Here is a 19,379-nt window from a genome sequence, read left to right as displayed (position 1 = left end):
CAGAAGGGTCTCACATGCGTTTATTTAAATTGGCGGTTCCTCTGTGTGCAGTTGGTCTGATCTATGCGATCAGTTGCCCACTTGCTATCGCCCAAACCAAGGTTGAAGAATTGAAGACACTCGAAGACAAAGCCGCCTACGGAATCGGATACAGTATTGGAAAGAATCTGGCCGAGGGGGGAATGACTTTTGACCTCACCATGTTTGCCAAAGGGGTTAAAGATGCGTTCGATAAAGCCGAACCACCTATTTCCGAAACCGAAATCCGCGAAGCCGTAACCACCTATCAGGTTCAGAAAATCGAGATGGCTGCTGAAGAAAACAAAAAAGCAGGGGAAGCGTTTCTCGCTAAAAATGCGAAACGCAAAGAAGTCACGACTACTGAAAGTGGCCTGCAGTACGAAGTGCTGAAAAAAGGTGCAGGTGAGAGCCCTAAAGCGACTGACAAAGTCAAAGTGCATTATCACGGAACACTGACCGACGGTACTGTCTTCGATAGTTCAGTTGATCGCGGCGAACCAATTTCCTTCCCACTGGATGGCGTCATTCAAGGCTGGACCGAAGGTGTTCAACTGATGAACGTCGGCTCCAAATTCAAATTCGTCATTCCTGGCGATCTGGCCTACGGCGAAAATCCTCGGCCCGGTGGACCAATCGGTCCTAATGAAACATTGGTCTTCGAAGTCGAACTGCTCGGCATCGGCGAATAAATCAAACTGAATTTCAATTCAATGATTTCATTTGATTGAATAAACAAAAAACGGGAGTGGGTATCAGATACCCACTCCCGTTTTTTTATTGCTTATTTTCTCTGCAGTTAGTAAACCAACCCCAGAGATTTAACTTGATCTGATTCACCACTGGAATCGCCTGCCAAGAATCTTCACGCTCGCCCGCTTCGAGACGGACGAGCGGCTATTCCAGGTTTTAGATCCTGTCCAGGATAAGTGTGGCAACTATCGGTCCCGAAAAGACCTTAAAAACAGTAGGGTACGCTGCCAGAACAACCTACGGTTATCTGGAATGCGCTCTAGCGTTTACGCCAAGTCATTACTGCAGCCGTCACAAAGAGTGTCAGCCCAGCGATCCCCATCCAACCTGCCTTATCCCAGATCGCATAAGTACTGGCGACGATCGCCGTCAATGTGGAACAGAGCATTAATATGTTCCACAACAGCTTCTTCGTCCCTGTCGGCAATTCCTCTTTCATATAGCTTTTCGAGTTCATCAGGAAGAAGAAAGACGCGTACGCGATGGGCAGCAACACGAGTCCAAAGACCGACGTTGGCACGGCCAGGTAGGGAGCTGCCTCCGTCCAGAAGAAGGGCCCCAATGCCCCTGTTGCAGCGGCCAAAGTCCCGAGACGGAAGGTCCAACCTGTGGATGGAACATTCAAGGCTTCACACACGCAGAAACCGGAAACCAACATCAGCAAAGAGATGGTGGACATGGCCATTCCCAATACACCAATCCCGAAAATGATATCAGCAAACAGCTTCCCACCGAACAGGGGCTCAAGTGAACGAGATAAATCGAACGAGTCTCGTTTTACCAGTGTTGAAGCGAGATATTTTTCTGCATCACTGATGGTATCAGTCGCCATTCTGGCCTGAACCTGGCTGTCCCATTCTTTCGGTAACCATGCTGACGAATCGACGGAATCATCTGCTTTGATGTCCGCAGCGACGCGTTCGTTCAGTAGCTTCTTATAAGCACCGACGACTTTATCGCTGGCAGGATCCTGACCTTCTTCGAGTGTGCCGTTTACAGTTTCCAATAAATTCCGGAATGGCTGAGCATGGAAACGGTTTCCAGCCGATACGACAACACAAGTCGTTGCCAGTAGAAACGGAATGAACATTCCGGTACTCAAATCGAAAATGGAAAGCGGGCGGTGTTCTTTACCCCAGTTCCTCCCTAAAGTGGAATAAGCAAGGAGAAACGTCATATTGATTCCCACAGCAGTCGCAAACGCGGCCATAGCGATGTCGAACTGTTGATTCAGAATATATTCACGCCAGTAAGGTTGATTGGCGACTTCAATCTCAGCCAGTAAAGCCTGGTATTCAGGTGAAGGCTCTGTCAGCGATCCAGGGGAGGGAATAAATCCAGCGAAGAGATCACTCAATATTAGTTCACCGGCAACAACCATCCGCCCGACAACCAGCATGAAGCAGAGTACCACGAGGGCTACGGTTATTTTCAGCATACGTTCATATAATCGAACACCCCAATGCCCGCTGCCATAACTCCAGGTGATCGCAGTCGAGATCACCAGAATAATGGGCACCAGAATATAATTAGCCGTATTGCCTTCCATCGAACCGAAAACTTCTGGCATTAAATTCTGTTTAATCGCGGCGGTGGCCAGCGAGTACTGCGGAAGTGCCCAAACCATGTTGGCCATCATGGAACCGATCAACCAACCCCATCCCAGAACGGGGCTGACATGATAATTGATTGCACGAAAAGTCCGTTCCCCGGTAGAAAGCGTCAGGTAGCTGAGGCTCGCTAACATGATGACTCCGAGAATCATCGCCAGTGGTTGCAACCAGAGGAGGCTGTAACCCGTCAATACGCCCAAATAGAGCCCGGATGCCAGAGAACCACCACCCAGGGTAAGCGCGCTCTGCAACCAGCCCGGTCCAGACAGTTTGACATAACCCAGAAATCGAGGAATCGCTGGTTTTTGATTCAATTCCCGTAGTTGCTGTTTTTCGAGTTCCAACGCGGAAAGGCCACCGGCCGAATCTGTTGGTTCAGAGGAGGAGGGATCGGAAGACATCAATTAAACCTTCTCATGAAGCATCATGAAAAAATGATAGAGGACATCCTGAGTCGGGAAGACGATTCAGAAAATCAATCAGTGAATTGAGCCGCAATTCCCAGTTGATTTTCGCATCAGGATGATTACAGATGACAAAGGACCTCTACGGTACTCATTTACAAGGTGAGAAACAAGCAAAGTGGATACAGGTTTCTGCAACCGCTGGATTTGCATCGAGTTACTGCAAGACAACCCCATCCATTTCCAGTATCATGGGAGTACATTCTCAATCGGACTCTCTCCAACTTCCTCTGGAATGGTCTCTTATGCTGACCTCATTTAAACATCGGACTCATCAGGCTTCTGTGCTGGCAATCTGTCTGATTGTTGGACTCGCTACGCCGTCGCTGGCCGAAAACTGGCCGCAGTGGCGCGGACCAACAGGACTGTCACTCTCTTCGGAAACGAATCTTCCCATTGAATGGTCCGAATCAAATCACATCACAGCAAAGATTCCATTGCCGATTTCTGGATCGAGCACGCCCGCCGTTTGGAACGACTCCATCTTTGTAACTGTAGAAGATGAGGGAATTTTACAACTGATCAAGATCGACCGGGCCACAAACGACATTGCCTGGTCGCTTAAAGTCGGTGAAGGAACGGCCAATCGGAAACAGGAAGGAGGCTCCAGCCGGTCACCTAAATATCACAACCTGCACAATATGGCATCCCCTTCGCCTATTACCGATGGCGAGATTGTCGTCGTGCACTTCGGAAACGGAGATCTGGCCGCGTACGACTTCGAAGGTGAACAATTGTGGAAGCTCAATCTGCCTGAAGACTATGGCAACTATTCAATCTGGTGGGGACATGCCAACAGCCCGATATTGTATGAAGACTTGGTTATCTCGGTTTGCATTCAAGATTCACTAGCCGATATTCAGGACGAACCAGTGGAGTCCTACATCGTCGCTCACGATCGACTGACAGGCAAGGAAGTCTGGTACACCCCCCGCATGACTGAAGCCAATGCAGAAGAGTGCGATGCCTACACGACGCCCATCATTCGCAGTACCCCCTCCGGCGATCAACTGGTCGTGATGGGAGGCAATCAGCTGGACGCCTATGACCCACACACTGGCGAACAGAAATGGAAACTCCCCGGACTCGTAGGCGGACGAACGATTACGGGACCCACTCTGGCGGACGGACTTGTTTACGCCACTGTCGGCATGCGTGGCGAAATAAAAGCGGTTCGGCCTGAAAAGTTGGACGAAGGGATCGATGCCGCCGTAGTCTGGTCCTACCGCAATAACACTCCTGATACGTGCTGCCCGGTGGTGATCGACAAACTCCTATTCATGGTGAGCGATAATGGAATCGCCAGTTGTCTCAACAGCCAGACAGGAGAGTTACATTGGCGCGAACGCTTGGGCGGGGACTTTAAAGCCTCGCCTGTTTACGCCGATGGACATATCTATTTCCTCAACAAAGCAGGCGAATGCACCGTCGTCGATGCGGCAGCCGAATTCCGAAAAATCAGCGTCAATCAACTCGACGACGAGTTCATCGCCAGCCCGGCGATCTCCGATGGTCAAATTCTGGTGCGAGGAAAACAGGCTCTGTATGTGATTGAATCGAAGCCTTAATTCGCCAATAATTCCTGTTTTGATCTCCCGTGTTTTAAAGAAGACCACTCGACCAAGCTCGTAAGACAAATACAAACTGAAAATATTTTCGGACCAATGCCGGGAATACACAAACGTTGAATTAATTTTAGACTGGATTACATTGATGTCATTATCAGGCAAGACCGCGCTCGTCGTTGGTGGCGGTACAGGAATTGGGCGGGCAGTCGTGTTCGCACTCGCCGGGGAAGGGGCCAAAGTCATTGTCGCAGGCCGTCGTGAGGAACCTCTGCAGGAAGTCGTCGCTTTAAATAAAGGGTCGGGCGAAGTTCTCATACGGACTGCCGACCTGGCTGACCGCCAAGGCACCTTCGATCTTGTTAACTGGGCTCAGGAACAGTTGGGACAGATTGACATCGTCGTTAATAGCGCCGGTTTGAATGTCACACAACGGTCGATGGCAGAACTGTCACCCGAAGACTGGGACTTGATGCTCAACGTCAATGCGACCGGTGCCTTCAACCTGATGCACGCCGTTCTGCCCGAAATGCGAAAACGAGGAGATGGCCTAATTGTAAATATCTCCTCTGTCGCTGGAATCCGCGCGAGCACGCTGGGAGGAGTTGGTTACAGCGCTTCCAAGTTTGCGATGGCAGCTCTCGGATTGACGGCCGCTCTGGAAGATGGACACAAAGGGATTCGCATCAGTAATATTTACCCGGGTGAAGTGGAAACACCTATTCTCGACAAACGACCTGTTCCAGTTTCTGCAGAACATCGGGCCCGTATTCTGCAACCGGAAGATGTCGCCGCCGCTGTCCTACTGTTATGCCAGTTACCAGCACGAGCACACATTCCTGAACTGACCATCAAACCAACGTCGCAGGACTTTGCCTGAACCAATACAGGCCAGTGGCCTTCTCGCTTTCATCGACGTCGGTAGGCCCACTCTCAGGTCAGCCGATGTTTTCATTGAATAAATCTCTCGACCAGTAGATCTCGATGCCCAATCTCTTCCCCACGCCCGGCGAAACCATCACTGGTCTGCAACCTGATTTGAAGTCAGGAACGACGACGCCTTACACCGTCACTGTCAATGCTCTTGATCGTATTATGCGTGATGAGATGGAAGTCCAGGCGCTCGTTCGAATGTTCGAACCGGAAGCTCTGGCTCTCTCCAGTGAACAGACAGTCGCCCTGCAGAAAAGAGAGAACCTGGGGCCGTTGGCCGGAATCCCCATCGGTGTGAAAGACATCATCGATATTGAAGGGGCGATCACCGGATGCGGTTTCAAACCGTTTGAAGATCCAGAGTCGCCACGGGTAGCGACTTCCACAGCTCCGCTTGTTCAGCGACTTCTCGATGCCGGTGCGGTACTGCTTGCCAAAACGACGACGACCCAGTTCGCCTGCTTTGATCCCACGGAGACACGGAACCCGTGGAACCTCTATCGCACTCCGGGTGGTTCTTCAAGTGGTTCGGCTGCGGCAGTGGCGAGTGGAATGTGTCTCGCGGCTATTGGAACTCAGACAGGCGGCTCCGTCACCCGACCTGCGGCCTATTGTGGAGTGGTCGGCTTCAAACCGGGGTACGATACGCTCCCGATGGAAGGAATATTCCCTGTTTCCAAACGTCTCGACCAGCCTGGTTTCTTCACTCGTTCAATCGAAGATGCACGGCTCTTATGGGAACTGACTCGTTCCACTTCGGCCACACCCACGACCACTCGTGAGACCTTACGAATCGGTCACTTGAATTTCTATTTCCACGACTACGCCGCGCGGCGAATGCGGGAGATGATGGAATCGGTGATCGGCAAACTGACTGGTGTGGGGCATGAGGTTATACCCACCGGTCGTGAGATCGATTTCGATGCCATCATCTTTCACCATCGAAACATCATGAACTTCGAAGCCGGAGAAGTACACCGCGAGCGATTCCTTCAATACACACAACATTATCAACCCGGAATCACCAGTCTAATTCAAGCGGGTCTACAATTACCCATCACGGAATACCAGCAAAGCTGTAGCGTTCAGGATCATTATTGCAAGAACGCCGACGACTACTTCCGTGATTTTGACCTGCTGATCTGTCCGGCCACTCTTGATGAAGCTCCACCGCTGGCATCCACTGGCGATCCCCGGTTTAACGCCCCCTGGAGTTTTCTCGGACTTCCCACAGTTACGATCCCAGTTCAACTTTCGGACGCCGGATTGCCGCTCGGATTGCAAATTATTGGCCCAAAAGGAAGTGAAGATCAGTTATTGGAGTATGTGACTCAGATCTCGATTTCCCAACGGAAGTCCTGAGACCAAGGTGCTTTCTCCTGGCGGTGTGGTTGCCTGAATTATCAGGAATGAGGTACGATCAGAACCTCCCATTCCGGGGATGATCTGCGCAGTCATTTCCAAACTTTGTTTAACCTCGTTTTTTTGAAATATACAGGAATATACCAGATGAGTATTCAAGGTCCTGCGGTTTTTCTCGCTCAGTTTGTCCGGGACGAAGCCCCGTTCGACAATATAAAAACCCTCGGTCCCTGGTTTGCCGAAATGGGTTACAAAGGGATTCAGATCCCCACCGGCAACGACAACATGATCGAGATCGACAAGGCAGTCGAATCGTCAACTTACTGTGACGAATACCTCGGAATGTTGAAGGACATGGGGCTGGTACCGACCGAGTTATCTGGCCACCTGCAGGGGCAGGTCCTGGCGATGCATCCCGCTTACGCCAAGATGTTCGAAGTATTTCATCCTCCTGGTCTAAGCATGACCGAAGTCAGCAGTTGGGCGACGGCGGAACTCAAAAAGCTGATCGAAGTCTCCGCCAAACTGGGGACCAAGTCGATCCCCGCAATGTCGGGCGGCTTCGCCTGGCATATGGTTTACCCCTGGCCGCAGCGTCCTGAGGGTGTCATCGAGGAAGCCTTCAGCGAATTGGCCAAACGCTGGTTGCCCATCTTTGACCATGCCGAAGAACATGGAGTAACCATCACATTCGAACTTCATCCCGGTTCGGATGTTTACGACGGAGCAACATTCGAGATGCTGCTCGACCAAGTCAAAGGACACCCCGCATGCTGCATCAACTACGACCCTAGTCACTTCGTGTTGCAACAGCTCGATTACCTCGACTTCATTCGTCTCTACGGAGATCGCATCAAAGCATTCCATGTGAAGGATGCGGAATTCCGACCGAGCGGTCGCGTTGGTGTTTACAGCGGATACCAGTCCTGGGACAAACGGGCGGGACGATTCCGATCTCTCGGTGACGGTCAAGTTGATTTCAAACAGGTCTTCACTCTCCTAACCGAAGCTGGCTACGATGGATGGGCCGTGCTGGAATGGGAATGCTGTATTAAAGATCCAGAGCAGGGGGCTCGCGAAGGAGCACCCTTTATTGCGGATCACATCATCAAGAAGACTCCGTATACATTCGACGATTTCGCCGGCGGTGCCACCGACACCAAACGAAACCGGGAAATCCTCGGTTTGGACTAAACGAGACAAACCAATATCGACACAAGTAATCCAAAGAGGTCAGGCACCAGTCTGGCCTCTTTTTTTGTTTCGATACGACATCGTGTTTCAAACTCATGCCAAACGGAATATTGTCAAACTGTGCAATCTACAATATCTGGATGTACCCGGGCGAGGGAATCAAGACCTTCCTAATTTAACATTTTCGCCGGATCGGTTCTTCATGTTCAATTCGTTCTTGCCTGACTGGACGAGACTGAGTATTTTGAGATTAACAAATCTCTCTCTAAAACGGTTATCAGCAGTATGTTCAAGACGAACACTGTGGACGGAATTTTAGTCTCTATAAGGAGAGCTCAAGGATGAGCACGTTGAAAATCCATCGCCCCGATCAAGCCCACACTGCGGTTCAGCCAGTTGATATTCTTTCTTTCCGCCGTCCGTGGGAAAACCGGCAACGCCAGCAGTTGGATGAAGCAACGCTGCGGGCGCTTTCCCGAGCGAAAAAGATCCGCGACAACTCTGAATGCCCTTGCTGCAATTCCGCATCCGTTGTGCCAATCGAGCTCGACAACGCGATCCTCAATCGCAACCGCCTGCCCATTCCTGGCACATCCACGCTCGTCGGCTTTCATTGCACGATTTGCGAAAACGAATGGCCTGCCGACCGCAGTTAGTCGAGTTCCGTCAACAGCCTGAATTCGCTTTCCGATTCTGCGTTGAAGTTTTCTGTTTTTTTTCAACTCATACAAACCTCTGTAATTTCAGTTGTTTTGGGCTTTTTCAGGCCAGGGGTTTCTCCGGCGAAGAGAGTGGTCCTTCCGGGTTTTTGCGGTAGAATAGGATGCTGGTTCAACGGTCATGTCACCGATTGAGTCGTTTCCGTTTCCATCTGTATACCCGAAGGTTCACGATGTCCAAAGTTCTGCTGATTATTGGTGATGCTACTGAAGTCCTCGATACGATGTATCCCTATTTCCGGATACCGGAGGACGACTTCGAATGCGTTGTCGCCGCGCCCGAAGTCCGACTTTATCACATGGTCATGCACGAAAAACCACCAGGTTGGGACATCACCCAGGAATCGGCCGGGTACCATCTGCAATCCGATATCGCTTTCAAAGACATCAACCCGGACGACTACGTTGGTATGTTCATTTCCGGCGGACGGGCACCCGAATACATCCGCTACGACCAGGACCTGCTCAAAGTGACTCAGGTCATAATGGATCAGAACAAGCCCGTCGCCTCGGTTTGTCACGGCATTGAAATCCTCGCCGCTGCTGATCGCCTGAAAGGTCGGACCGCGACAACAGTTGCCAAGTGTGCCCTGGACGTTACCTTCGCTGGTGGGAAATATGTCGATGAACAAACCGTCGTCGATGGTAACCTTGTCAGTGCTCGCGTCTGGATGGACAACACCACGTTGTTAAAAGAATTCATGCGTATGCTCAAAGAGTATCGCGCCGCGAACTGCTAATCGCACAAGCAGGCTCAAAAAAAAGGAGGACATTCCACGATGTCCTCCTTTTATATTTGATGTATGTTGGAATACCACTTCGTGACTCCAAGAGAGCACGGTTGGCATTTACCAACTCTATTGTTTTAGCGCCGCGTTTAATTGCTCGTTCAGCTTTTCCGCTTCTTTCTCGGCGTCTTCCACAGCTTTTCCTTCCGGAACACCGGGACGGTCGTGACCGGCAGCAGTGAGATAGGCATTTCGAAGAACGGACATGCGCTGATGCGCCAGTCCGACGACTTTGTCTGCATTCTCTACTTCAATTAACATCGCCGCAGGTGATTCGGCATTCGCACTCTCTTCATCACCGAACCAACGAATAATCGGTTGAGCCATCGCCCAGTGCCCGGCCGAATCGGGATGAATGGAGTCTTTTTGAAACGTAAACTGTGGGTCAGATTTTCGGCGGGATTCGACTTCGGCCTGCATAGAGTCATGGAGATCGATCACAGGTTGACCTTCTTCTCGCAACGTCACCAACCAGTCGGAATAAGCATCAAGCACCGCGTTGTAAGAAAAGTCTTTCTTCGCAACCTGATCATCGAAGTAGGGGGGAGTGACGAGAATCAGCTTAGCCCCCGCCGCATTGACTTTCGCCTGAACCATGCGGATTCCTGCTTTGTAACTGGCGAATCGCTGCTCATCCAATGGTTTATAAATGCCGCAGTTCATACCGTAACAAGCGAAGACCAAATCTGGTTTCGTCGTTGCCAGCACGCTATCAATCCGGGTCGCCAGATCGGGACGAGGGAACTTACCACCCGCATGACCTTCTTCCGTCAGCCCAGAAACCGTCTCGCTGCTGAGCCCGGTGTTGATGACCAGCGGCATCTCACCAACCCAATCCTGTGTCCGCAACCAGAGATCGATGTCCGTCACATACGACCCCGCCCAGGTAATGCTGTCGCCCAGCATCAGAATCCGATCCGCCTCGACGACCATTTCTCGTCGTTCGTCAACTTCGTCTGCTGTTGGCGTTTCGGCGGCATGAAGAGCAGCCATCAAAAGTAAACAACAAAGGGGAAGAAAAGAAAGCAGTTTTTTATTGGAGCGCATAGTCAGTCTCGTCAATGAGTTTACCAGGATAGAATCGGATGGAAAGATAGGATGTTATTCGCATTCAATTCTCTCTCGCTGCGTGACGAAAGACAAGCGCAACCTGAGTTCAGAACAGTGTCCGATTTGTAGTTCCAAATCAAGCTGAGCCCCATAAAGAACAGGCCGACCTCTTCCTGAGGTTCGACCTGCTGAGAACACCATGGTGTCCGAAAGGGTAGATTAACTCGTCGTAGGTTCCGATTTCAGTAATCAGAATCTAATACGGATATCCATGCAGATGATAATGCGGATAGGGCGGGTGATAGCAATCCGGGGCATAGACCGGCGGAGGAGCGTACGCCTGGTAACTCGGTGCAGCATAAAAGTATCCGCGGGGTCGAGGGGCGTAGTAACCGCCGTACCCATAGTACGGTCGATGGCCGTAATGGTAACCGGGCGACCCGATGTCGAGCTGGAGCCCGAACGAACGAGCGAGGGCCGGCCTGCACGGGGGTCGTGGCGCCGACGCAAATCAGGCTTCCCACGACCACCCCCAATAGAACGATCTTCTTCATTGCTTCTGTCCTTAACAAAGCAGTAAATTTTCATACTTGAGACGCAAGATGGACGTCTCGTCACGCGTGAAAGATCTACTCACTTCATTTTCGGTGCCAATTGCAACGATTTTACTAAGCTATTGAGAGCCGATGATTTAGCAAAACAGCAGAATTTGCCACCTGTATTCAGCCTGATGTCAGGTGTCATCAGATATTGGCCAGGCGGAAATTTCTGCTGATTGAATTCGTCAGAGAAACTACTGAGGGGCAGGTTCTTCTTTAGCTTCGACAGTCTCTTGTTTGGGATCGGCTCCGGTTTCAGGGGCCGGTTGAAGACTCGATTGAATGGCCTTCAACTGCTCCTGCAGGGCCTGCAAGGTCGACTGCATCGACTGGAACTCTTTCGCCGTTCCCGTGTTTCCTGCCTTAATTTCAGCAGCGATAATTTTCTGCAGCTCTTCCTTCGGTGTCGCGGGAGGATTCTTCTTCGCCTCGGCCAATTCGGTTTTCAGTTGCTCCAACTCCGTCTTCAGATTTTTGTTGGCAGCACTCACTTCGCTAAGTTGTTCCGCCGATTTCTGAAGCTCTGTCGAAACAGTTGCGACTTTAGCTTTTAGCTCTTCTGCCAACACCATCGATTTGTCGCGAGCATCCGTCAACTGATCCTGCATCTGCTGCGTTTGTTCGAGCGAAGTCTGTGCGAGTTTCAGTTCTTCGACCACTTTCTTCTCAGCCTCTTTCGCCAGTTTCGCAGTTTGCTCCAACTGAGCTTTCTCTGCCGCCAATTCCTTCTGCAGCGTTTGCATCTGCTGTTGAGCTTCCGTCAATGAAGTGGTCAAGGTGGCGATTTTATCCTGTTGTGTTTTCAGAAGTTTAGTCTGCTCCGCCGTTTGCTTTCCGGTGGTTGCCTGAATCGTTTGCAGTTCGGTTTCTACTACCTGTTTTGCTTTGGTAATCACATCCAACTGCTTTGCAAGTTCCTGATTCTCTTCCGTCAACTTCGCTGCAGCTGTTTCCGCATCGGTCGAAGTTTTTGCCTGATGGAGAGCCGCCTCTTCAAGCTGTGCTTTCAGAGTCGTTTGGGCTTCCGTCAACGTTTTGCTTTGTTGACGAAGAGTTTCCAGCTCTTCAGATGAGTCGGTCAATATCGTCGTCACTTCATCTCTGGCGGTTATTAGACGGGTATTATCCTGACGTAGCTCAATCAGGTTAAACACGACAACTAGCAGGATGAAAAGCAGTACCACGACGACAAGGATAAAAATCGCCAACGTCTGAAAACTCATTCCGGAACGAGACTCGGAAACCATTCTTGTTTCTCCCTGATCACGTGAAAACAGGCCCAGTGGGGGTGGAACGTGGTCAGCAAGCAGGGAATTCCTCTATACGAGGACTTCCCACTTAGATCGTCTCACTGACTGCTTAGACCACCCGGCAGTGACTTGCGTCCGACTGCCAGTAAAGACGGTTCAAACAGCGTTCTCCCTGATGGAACTCCCTTTGAACCGCTATTTACAGCGTAATCTGTTTTCCGGGAGATGACGAGTCCCAGATTAGTTATTCGGTCCTGTTTCCCTATTTTGTGATGCCCTCTCCGGTCTAAGTAGACAAACCCGAATCGCTGAGAGCCGAGGTATTCCATAGAACGGCCTGCATTAACCGGGTGGGCTGCATACCCACCCCGGGAAAGTGCAGTTCTTTATTCAGCGTTTTCCGATCCCTGACCAGCTTCTTCTTCCGCAGGAGGTGGCGTAGGGAATCCATCTCCCGGTCCTCGTTCATCTCTACCCCGACCTCGACCTCGACCTCGTCCGGCGCCTTCCTGAGGTCCGCCGTCTCCACCCCGCCCAATTCCTCCGCGGCCTCGCTCGCCACCAGGTCCTCCTCGATCACCTCGGTCGCCGCCGCCAAAGCCGGGTCCACCACCACGTCGGTCGCGGAATCGTTCGAATAAGTCACGGATCGGATCGGGAATTTCTTCACCCGACAGGATGCCGTCTTCGTCTTTATCCAGTTTGGAAAGTGCCTCAGCGGCAGCTGCAATTTCTTCGGCTGAAATCTTTTCGTCTTTGTCCGTATCAAACACAATCAGGAACGGGTTTGGAGGAGGTTCCGGTCGTTCACCACGACCACGACCTTCACCGCGAGCTTCTCCACGTCTTCCTCGTCCCCCTCGGTCTCCTTCACCACCTCGAGGTCCACGTTCCTCACGGGCATCTCCCTGGGCATCATTTCCGCGACGAGGCCGCTCTTCGCGGTCATCTTGAGCTAGTTGTTCAGGCCTGTCTCCGCGCTCGTTCTGTTCACGAGATTTGTCTGGTGACTGTGAATAAACGAAGACCCCCACGACAGCCACAAGTCCTACGGCAATTAAAAGGGTTCTGCGCATGGTCATTCTCCGAATAGTTTAAGTTCTGGTAAATCAGCGTTTATGTGCCGTTCCTTGATTTATCGTCGAAGCAAAACCACAGAACCGACATTCAATGAAACCACGCAATGGGTCCAAACGAATCGGTTCAATTGCCCAATTTTCCCGGAAAAGAAGAAATAACGTCCGACTTCATTTCTTTACCTCTCATTTAGTCGTCTGCCGATTAGTTGGAAGTCGCCGCGATTCCGGATAAACTACGCTCATCAGCATGCGGAACAAATGAGTGTTCAGCAGTGGTCAGCCTTTCTTTCAGGAGTCGTACGTCTTGGTCCATCATCGTGAGTTCTTTCGGCAGTTCCGCAGTCAATTCGAAACGACCGGCGCGATTGCCCCCAGCAGCCGATTCCTTGCGAAAGCGATTACGGGCCCGTTGCTCCAAAAGCAACGTGAAGCGGGAGAAAAACCACTGCGGGTCCTCGAAGTGGGACCGGGTACAGGAGCATTCACCCGCTTCATCGTGCGGCAGTTGCGTCCTCAGGATCAATTTGATCTGGTGGAAATCAACGAGAACTTCGCCAACGTGCTGGAAAGTTCCTTCGAAACAGATCCTCACTGGAACGCTGTCTCCAGCCAGAGCCAGTTACATCGCAGCCCTCTGCAGGACTTCGAATGCGATGCCCCGTATGACGTAATCATTTCCGGGTTGCCGCTGAATAACTTTTCGCCCGACCTGGTCGCCTCCATTTTTGAACAATACTGGCGATTATTGAAACCAACCGGTTCTCTTTCTTACTTCGAGTACATGTATATCCGCTCGGCCAAGAAGAAACTTTCAGTCAAAGCGGAGCGCGAACGATTGCATCGCCTCGATGAAATCATCGCTCCGTTTCTGAAATCGCAGCGGTTCAAACGAAGCTGGGTGTTTATGAATGTTCCCCCCGCTTGGGTCCAGCACTTGACCGCTCCGGCTGAGATTTTGGCACCGTCACCAACCCAGGAAACTGAGTCGTAAGCATTACATCATGTATGTTCTCTAAGCAGGAGCGTCCCCATGGCAAACGAGATCAAAGAAGTGTTTCCCTACTTGCGCGTGAAAGATGCTCAAGCCGCCATTCAGTTTTACGTTGATGCCTTCGGTGCCAAAGTTGACTTTGTCCTGTCAGAACCAGGGGGGCGGGTAGGGCACGCCGAACTTTTATTTGGCTCCAGAACAATCATGATCTCGGATGAATACCCCGAGCACGGCATTCTCGGTCCGCAGTCAACGCGTGGAACTGGTGCTTCAGTGCACCTGCATGTGGACGATGTCGACGCGATGACGGACAAAGCAGTCGTTGCCGGAGCAACCCTCAACATGGCTCCCCAAGACCAATTCTATGGCGAGCGGGCGGCAAAAGTCACAGACCCGTTTGGCCACGAGTGGTTACTCGGTTCCCACATCGAAGACGTTTCCCGCGAAGAGATGCAGCGACGTTTCACCGAGTTCTGTGAACAGAACAAAAATAACGGAAACTGATCATCGTTTATCGCGTCGATTTTTGACACGTTGCTGTCGTACATGACCGGCGATTTTGTTGAGAACCGAATTCGCCCGGCGTTCTCCATCGGCCGCCGCGTCCGACTGGGCTCCCCCCACACGTAGAATTAATGTCTGCATCATTTTGCGATAAGATTCAATGTCGCGCTGCGTCTGTTCCATTCCGTCGAAGACAATGCGAGGCTCAATAAACTTCTCATAGACATCGGCGAATTTCAATCGCTGTCCGGCAGAACTGGTGATACCAATATCAAAAGCTTTCACGAGTTTCGATAACTTTATCGCGCTGTTTCGCAACCAGCTGCGTGTCGTCTGCCACTCGACTTTATCCTGAGAAGTGGCCGCTAAACTTTCTTCGAATGTCAAATCGCGGTTGAGACCTTTCAGCTTCGTCATCATCCCCGCCATCGTCTTCCGATGATTGTTCAACTGACGTTCGATCTCCAGACTTTTTTGCCAGTCGGATTCCATACGGCGAAAGAGTTCTTCGACATAGGCAGGTTTCGTCACTCCTCCAGTCACAGCACCAGCAGTAGTATCGGGGACTCCAAGTTGAAGAGCATTCTCGCCGGCTTGGGCGAATTCCACTGAAGCTTGCAAGGAGACAATGATATTCGGATCCGTTCCGATAGGGGGAGACGGTACCGGTTGATCGAGCAGTGGAGAGGTCCCCCCCACGGCATCAAAGCGATTTCCATACAGAAACCAACTACTCACATCCCCTGGGGAGATACCCGATGTCACTAGCAGATTACGTAATGAAATAACGGGCTGATTTGCATACTGGACAAAGATTGCAGGGGGGATTTGGAAGTAACATCCCTGCGGGAGGTTTTGCGGTTTGAACCAGGCCCAGAACGCATTGCCACTGTCATCCAGCGGAATCGATTCCCAGCTAGTGGAGGGTGCGCGTTGAGTAAATGCAGGTGAAGGATTCATCAGAGATACCTTAAACGATGATGAACAAACCCAGTTTAACTGTAAGGGAACTCTTCTATTCAGATTGCCGTTCTGGAAGTATGGACTTGATTATTTTATGGTAATATACCAGCCGTACCCACGGTAAGTCATTCTCTGCGGTATTCAACGAAAAGTGCACCGGAATCGCGGCCTTGTTTCCTGAAGCTTCGAACAACCCGACCAAAAAGATAACGCTATTTCTCTCCCCATGGATCTCCAGATTTCATCCCAAAAATGACCGACTCCAGCCAGACTAATAACACCCCCTTTAGCCTCAGATGGTGGATCGCGGCAATCGTTCCACTGCTGTTCATCGCCGGATTCTCTCTATTCAGAGACAATCACAACCCGCGTCAGGAATTATTGGATGAATTGATCGAGGCAAACGTTCTTTGGAGCCCGAAACGTCCACAACTCACTTCGCCGTCCAGTTGGTTTCGCTTTGGTTCACCTGATTCGGAATCGCATGGAGTCTCCTCAATAAACGCCTCTAAATTTGAGCTTAATCCCTCGACAATCTCGACCGAGCAAGTCGAAAGGTTGAATCTCTTCCCGGAATTAGAATCGCTCACAGTTCAAGGACTGGACCTTCCTTCGTCCGTTTTGCAAGACGTGGATCAATTTCAGCAACTGAGAGGTCTCACATTGAGTAGCATGACCATTGATCGAAAGACGATCCACGCCATTACACGGCTTCCCGTATTAAGGACGTTGTCGTTCATAAACCTAAATATTGAGAATCTCGATGAACAAAAACTGGAACCCTTTCCGAGTGTATCCTCGCTCAGTCTTCTTCTGACAAATGTATCCGATGAGTTTTTCGGCGACCCGAAAAGATTCCCTTCACTTCAAGACCTATTTCTGTGGAGCGATAAAACCACGGACAACTCACTTGCGCATATCGCTACTTTACCTGTAATTGGACAATTAACTCTGACCGGTACTCAATACACAGACAGTGGTCTCAAATCGCTTTCAAAATCACGAACTTTATCGGAGATAAGACTAACCAACACATCGATCACAGCAGAAGGAGCCCGAAAGTTTCGGGAAGCACGTCCCGATATTAAATTGACTATCAAGAAAGCGGATAGTCCGAGGAATTTGAACCCGATTCCGGATAAAATGGAGCCTTGAAGTCCGAGGTTCTCGCTTCATCTGCTCACCTTGTGATTCATCCTCCGATGGGCTACGCTATGCGGCGTTCATGATCCTTTGTTTGCCGCCATTTCTTCCTATTTCGGAGCCCTCCCTGTGAGCGTTCAGCCTCTTGATTTGTCGCAGTTGAAAGTCCTTCCCCTAGCTCAGCGGGAAAGCCTGACCCAGGCAGAGAGCATCCTGATCGATCCCGATTCGGAACCCAAACCGGTTGAGGATGCGATTCAGAGTCGCATCCAGGAATGTGCGGACAATATTCGCAGTGCGCGCGAAAAAGGGGCGACAGTGATGCTCGTTTATGGAGCTCATCTGCTGCGAAATGGAACTGCCGGAATTCTGGAACGGATGATGGCGAACGACCACCTCACCCACCTCGCGACCAACGGGGCCGGGACGATTCATGACTGGGAGTATTCCTGGTTTGGAGCTTCCACCGAGAGCGTGAAGATGAACGTCAATCAGGGGACCTTTGGTACGTGGGACGAAACTTCCACCAACATCCACAGGGCGATCATGGCGGGGGCGTTTGACGGTCTCGGATACGGTGTCTCTCTCGGCAAACTGATCATGGAAGATGGCGTCACGCTTCCCACGACAGACAAGCTTCTAGAGGAGATTAAATCCAATCCAACTCATCCCCTGACCGGAGCCCGGTTTGATCTTCTTAAAGCGATGACAGAGCAGGGATGGAATGCCGGTCGGACCGAGGTGAATCACAAATGGAAACATGCATCGATCATCGCCCAGGCTTATAAACATAAAATTCCGATGACCGTTCATCCAGGCATTGGCTATGACATCATCTCGAACCACTCGGTCTTCAGTGGATCGGCGATAGGTCGTGCGGCGGAGTGGGATTTCAAACTGTTCGGCGGCTCGGTCGAAGGTCTCGATGAGGGTGTTGTGCTCTCCGTCGGTTCCGCCATTATGGGCCCCCAGGTCTTTGAGAAAACGATCAGTTGCGTGAACAACATGCGACTCCAGGCGGGCCGCAATATCGTTCAGGATCATTCTTTCTACGTCGTCGACATCGCCGACGGGGGTGGCTGGGACTGGACGCAGGGCGAACCACCAAAGACCAACCCGGCTTACTACCTCCGGTTCTGCAAAAGCTACAGCCGCATGGGCGGAGTTATGCACTACCTGCAAGCGGACAATGCGACTTTCATTCATCATCTGTATAAGGCATTGTCTTAACTTTTACTTCGTGCGACTTTTGTCCCGAGATCCCGGCGAGATATTTGGAGCCACTAAGATTCGAAGACATCAAGAAAAGAATTCAATCGATTTGGAGAAGGAGCGTTTAGAAACATTTCTTAATCAGACTCTTTGTGACTTCGTGCCTTAGTGATAAACAAATCATCTTGATGGCTCCCTGAACTTTACCGTCGCACAGAGTAGCCTTCATCTCTCGCGTCAGAGTGCGTCTTTATCAATGGACTTCATTGTGACGGAATACACAATCTCTGGCAGGCGGTAATCAAAGCCCGGTGAAAGTGAGATCGGGGTTGGCTTTGCAGTTGGGATTCCTGCAGGAGTTGATTGATCTCCAACTCCATAGGCATGATCGCTTCCAACGGAGAACGAAATTCGTTTCGCGAACCGATCATCTGCACGAGAGATTCGTGCGGGGGGGCAATTTTATTCTCGGACGCTTTGAGGAAATCACGAAGCAGCAATTCCACTGCTTGATCTCCCCATTGCCGACAGAGTTGATGGAGTTTTAATAGAGGTGTGTCGGCGGGTTGAAATTCCAGATAACGGAGTGCGACCTGCTCGAAGTGCATTAGCTTCTGAGTCAGATGTTCGCAATCCACCAGACATTCGTTGATGAGCTTGGCGGCCTCCTCGGGTTGTTCCTCTTGAACCAGTCGGCTTTCGCGAATCAGCAAGGCATGCCACACGCGTTGATACAGACTATGGACAATCACCTCGGCACAGAATGGTTCCGTCCCCGGCCAGCAAGCCGTCACAGGAGACTTCGAAAACGCGACTTGTCGTGTCGGACGTGTCCAGGTTGAATATAATTTTCGTGACCAATGGACGTATTGCTGCCAATGCACCGGGTTGAGGGGCATCTTCAGTAGCCCTGGTTCAAATGTCGAACGACTCGCCAGATCGGCCGCCTCGTCCAGATACCATTCCAACACTACCGCCCGGGCGCTCAACGGCCCTTCGACACTTAACATATCGCTCGACATCAGGCAGGCAACCTTCCGCAACAGACCAGTCCAGTAAAGCCCCACCCTCACACAGAACGGGGTCTGGATCGAAGTAAGGCAAACGGGATGCCATTTGAAACACGAAAGGGTATCTTGGCCGTTAAGTCATTGTATAACAATACGTTAAGAACTGTCA

At 51.0% G+C, this 19,379-nt stretch carries 17 protein-coding genes; 10 read left to right on the top strand and 7 right to left on the bottom strand.

The window, feature by feature from the left end:
* The first annotated feature begins 14 nt into the window (after positions 1-14).
* The gene (locus Pla110_RS09480) at positions 15-710 is read left to right on the top strand and encodes an FKBP-type peptidyl-prolyl cis-trans isomerase (protein WP_144995475.1); all 696 of its coding nucleotides are present in this window, start codon (positions 15-17) and stop codon (positions 708-710) included.
* 320 nt (positions 711-1,030) lie between these two features.
* On the opposite strand, the gene Pla110_RS09475 is transcribed toward Pla110_RS09480, so the two are convergent.
* Positions 1,031-2,785: a divalent metal cation transporter gene (locus Pla110_RS09475; RefSeq protein WP_144995473.1), complete on the bottom strand. Its 1,755-nt coding sequence runs from the start codon at positions 2,783-2,785 to the stop codon at positions 1,031-1,033.
* 308 nt (positions 2,786-3,093) lie between these two features.
* Here Pla110_RS09475 and Pla110_RS09470 point away from each other — a divergent pair, with 308 nt between their 5' ends.
* The 6 genes from Pla110_RS09470 to Pla110_RS09445 all read left to right on the top strand — a co-directional run bounded on the left by Pla110_RS09470 (position 3,094) and on the right by Pla110_RS09445 (position 9,361).
* Positions 3,094-4,416 carry an outer membrane protein assembly factor BamB family protein gene (locus Pla110_RS09470; protein ID WP_144999658.1) on the top strand — a complete coding sequence of 441 codons (1,323 nt, stop codon included), beginning with the start codon at positions 3,094-3,096 and terminating at the stop codon, positions 4,414-4,416.
* Positions 4,417-4,561: 145 nt separating this feature from the next.
* A complete protein-coding gene (locus tag Pla110_RS09465; protein WP_144995472.1) occupies positions 4,562-5,293 on the top strand; it encodes an SDR family oxidoreductase in 732 nt (243 codons plus the stop codon).
* Positions 5,294-5,397: 104 nt separating this feature from the next.
* Positions 5,398-6,708 (top strand): amidase, encoded by a 1,311-nt coding sequence (locus Pla110_RS09460; protein WP_144995470.1) that lies wholly within the window; start codon positions 5,398-5,400, stop codon positions 6,706-6,708.
* A 147-nt stretch (positions 6,709-6,855) separates the two neighbouring features.
* Complete coding sequence (locus tag Pla110_RS09455) at positions 6,856-7,902, top strand: sugar phosphate isomerase/epimerase family protein (RefSeq protein ID WP_144995468.1); 1,047 nt, start codon at positions 6,856-6,858, stop codon at positions 7,900-7,902.
* A gap of 341 nt (positions 7,903-8,243) precedes the next feature.
* On the top strand, positions 8,244-8,558 hold the full coding sequence (locus Pla110_RS09450; RefSeq protein ID WP_144995466.1) for a hypothetical protein: 315 nt from the start codon (positions 8,244-8,246) through the stop codon (positions 8,556-8,558).
* Between the two features lie 236 nt (positions 8,559-8,794).
* Positions 8,795-9,361 (top strand): DJ-1/PfpI family protein, encoded by a 567-nt coding sequence (locus Pla110_RS09445; RefSeq protein WP_144995464.1) that lies wholly within the window; start codon positions 8,795-8,797, stop codon positions 9,359-9,361.
* A 117-nt stretch (positions 9,362-9,478) separates the two neighbouring features.
* Here the strand turns inward: Pla110_RS09445 and Pla110_RS09440 are convergent, their stop codons facing one another.
* From Pla110_RS09440 to Pla110_RS09425, 4 genes are all read right to left on the bottom strand, one after another.
* Complete coding sequence (locus Pla110_RS09440; protein ID WP_144995462.1) at positions 9,479-10,456, bottom strand: SGNH/GDSL hydrolase family protein; 978 nt, start codon at positions 10,454-10,456, stop codon at positions 9,479-9,481.
* Between the two features lie 245 nt (positions 10,457-10,701).
* Positions 10,702-11,013 carry a hypothetical protein gene (locus tag Pla110_RS09435; protein WP_144995460.1) on the bottom strand — a complete coding sequence of 104 codons (312 nt, stop codon included), beginning with the start codon at positions 11,011-11,013 and terminating at the stop codon, positions 10,702-10,704.
* A gap of 239 nt (positions 11,014-11,252) precedes the next feature.
* Positions 11,253-12,305: a coiled-coil domain-containing protein gene (locus tag Pla110_RS09430; protein WP_144995458.1), complete on the bottom strand. Its 1,053-nt coding sequence runs from the start codon at positions 12,303-12,305 to the stop codon at positions 11,253-11,255.
* 389 nt (positions 12,306-12,694) lie between these two features.
* On the bottom strand, positions 12,695-13,384 hold the full coding sequence (locus tag Pla110_RS09425; RefSeq protein WP_144995456.1) for a hypothetical protein: 690 nt from the start codon (positions 13,382-13,384) through the stop codon (positions 12,695-12,697).
* Positions 13,385-13,691: 307 nt separating this feature from the next.
* On the opposite strand from Pla110_RS09425, the gene Pla110_RS09420 reads away from it, so the two are divergent.
* Positions 13,692-14,378: a class I SAM-dependent methyltransferase gene (locus Pla110_RS09420; protein ID WP_197440624.1), complete on the top strand. Its 687-nt coding sequence runs from the start codon at positions 13,692-13,694 to the stop codon at positions 14,376-14,378.
* Positions 14,379-14,417: 39 nt separating this feature from the next.
* Entirely contained in the window at positions 14,418-14,882 is a 465-nt protein-coding gene (locus Pla110_RS09415) for a VOC family protein (protein ID WP_144995452.1), read from the top strand.
* Here Pla110_RS09415 and Pla110_RS09410 read toward each other — a convergent pair whose 3' ends face one another.
* Positions 14,883-15,842, bottom strand: a complete 960-nt coding sequence (locus Pla110_RS09410; protein ID WP_144995450.1) for a hypothetical protein — start codon at positions 15,840-15,842, stop codon at positions 14,883-14,885. It abuts the gene before it with no gap.
* A 1,275-nt stretch (positions 15,843-17,117) separates the two neighbouring features.
* Here Pla110_RS09410 and Pla110_RS09405 point away from each other — a divergent pair.
* Entirely contained in the window at positions 17,118-18,218 is a 1,101-nt protein-coding gene (locus Pla110_RS09405; RefSeq protein ID WP_144995448.1) for a hypothetical protein, read from the top strand.
* A gap of 245 nt (positions 18,219-18,463) precedes the next feature.
* Here Pla110_RS09405 and Pla110_RS09400 read toward each other — a convergent pair whose 3' ends face one another.
* On the bottom strand, positions 18,464-19,222 hold the full coding sequence (locus Pla110_RS09400) for a hypothetical protein (RefSeq protein WP_144995446.1): 759 nt from the start codon (positions 19,220-19,222) through the stop codon (positions 18,464-18,466).
* Positions 19,223-19,379: the final 157 nt, after the last annotated feature.

Origin of the sequence: Polystyrenella longa, from assembly GCF_007750395.1 — a bacterium.
In the GTDB taxonomy this organism is placed as follows: Bacteria; Planctomycetota; Planctomycetia; order Planctomycetales; family Planctomycetaceae; genus Polystyrenella; species Polystyrenella longa.
Note: the sequence above shows the minus strand (reverse complement) of the source record. Positions and strands in the feature narration are given on the sequence as shown.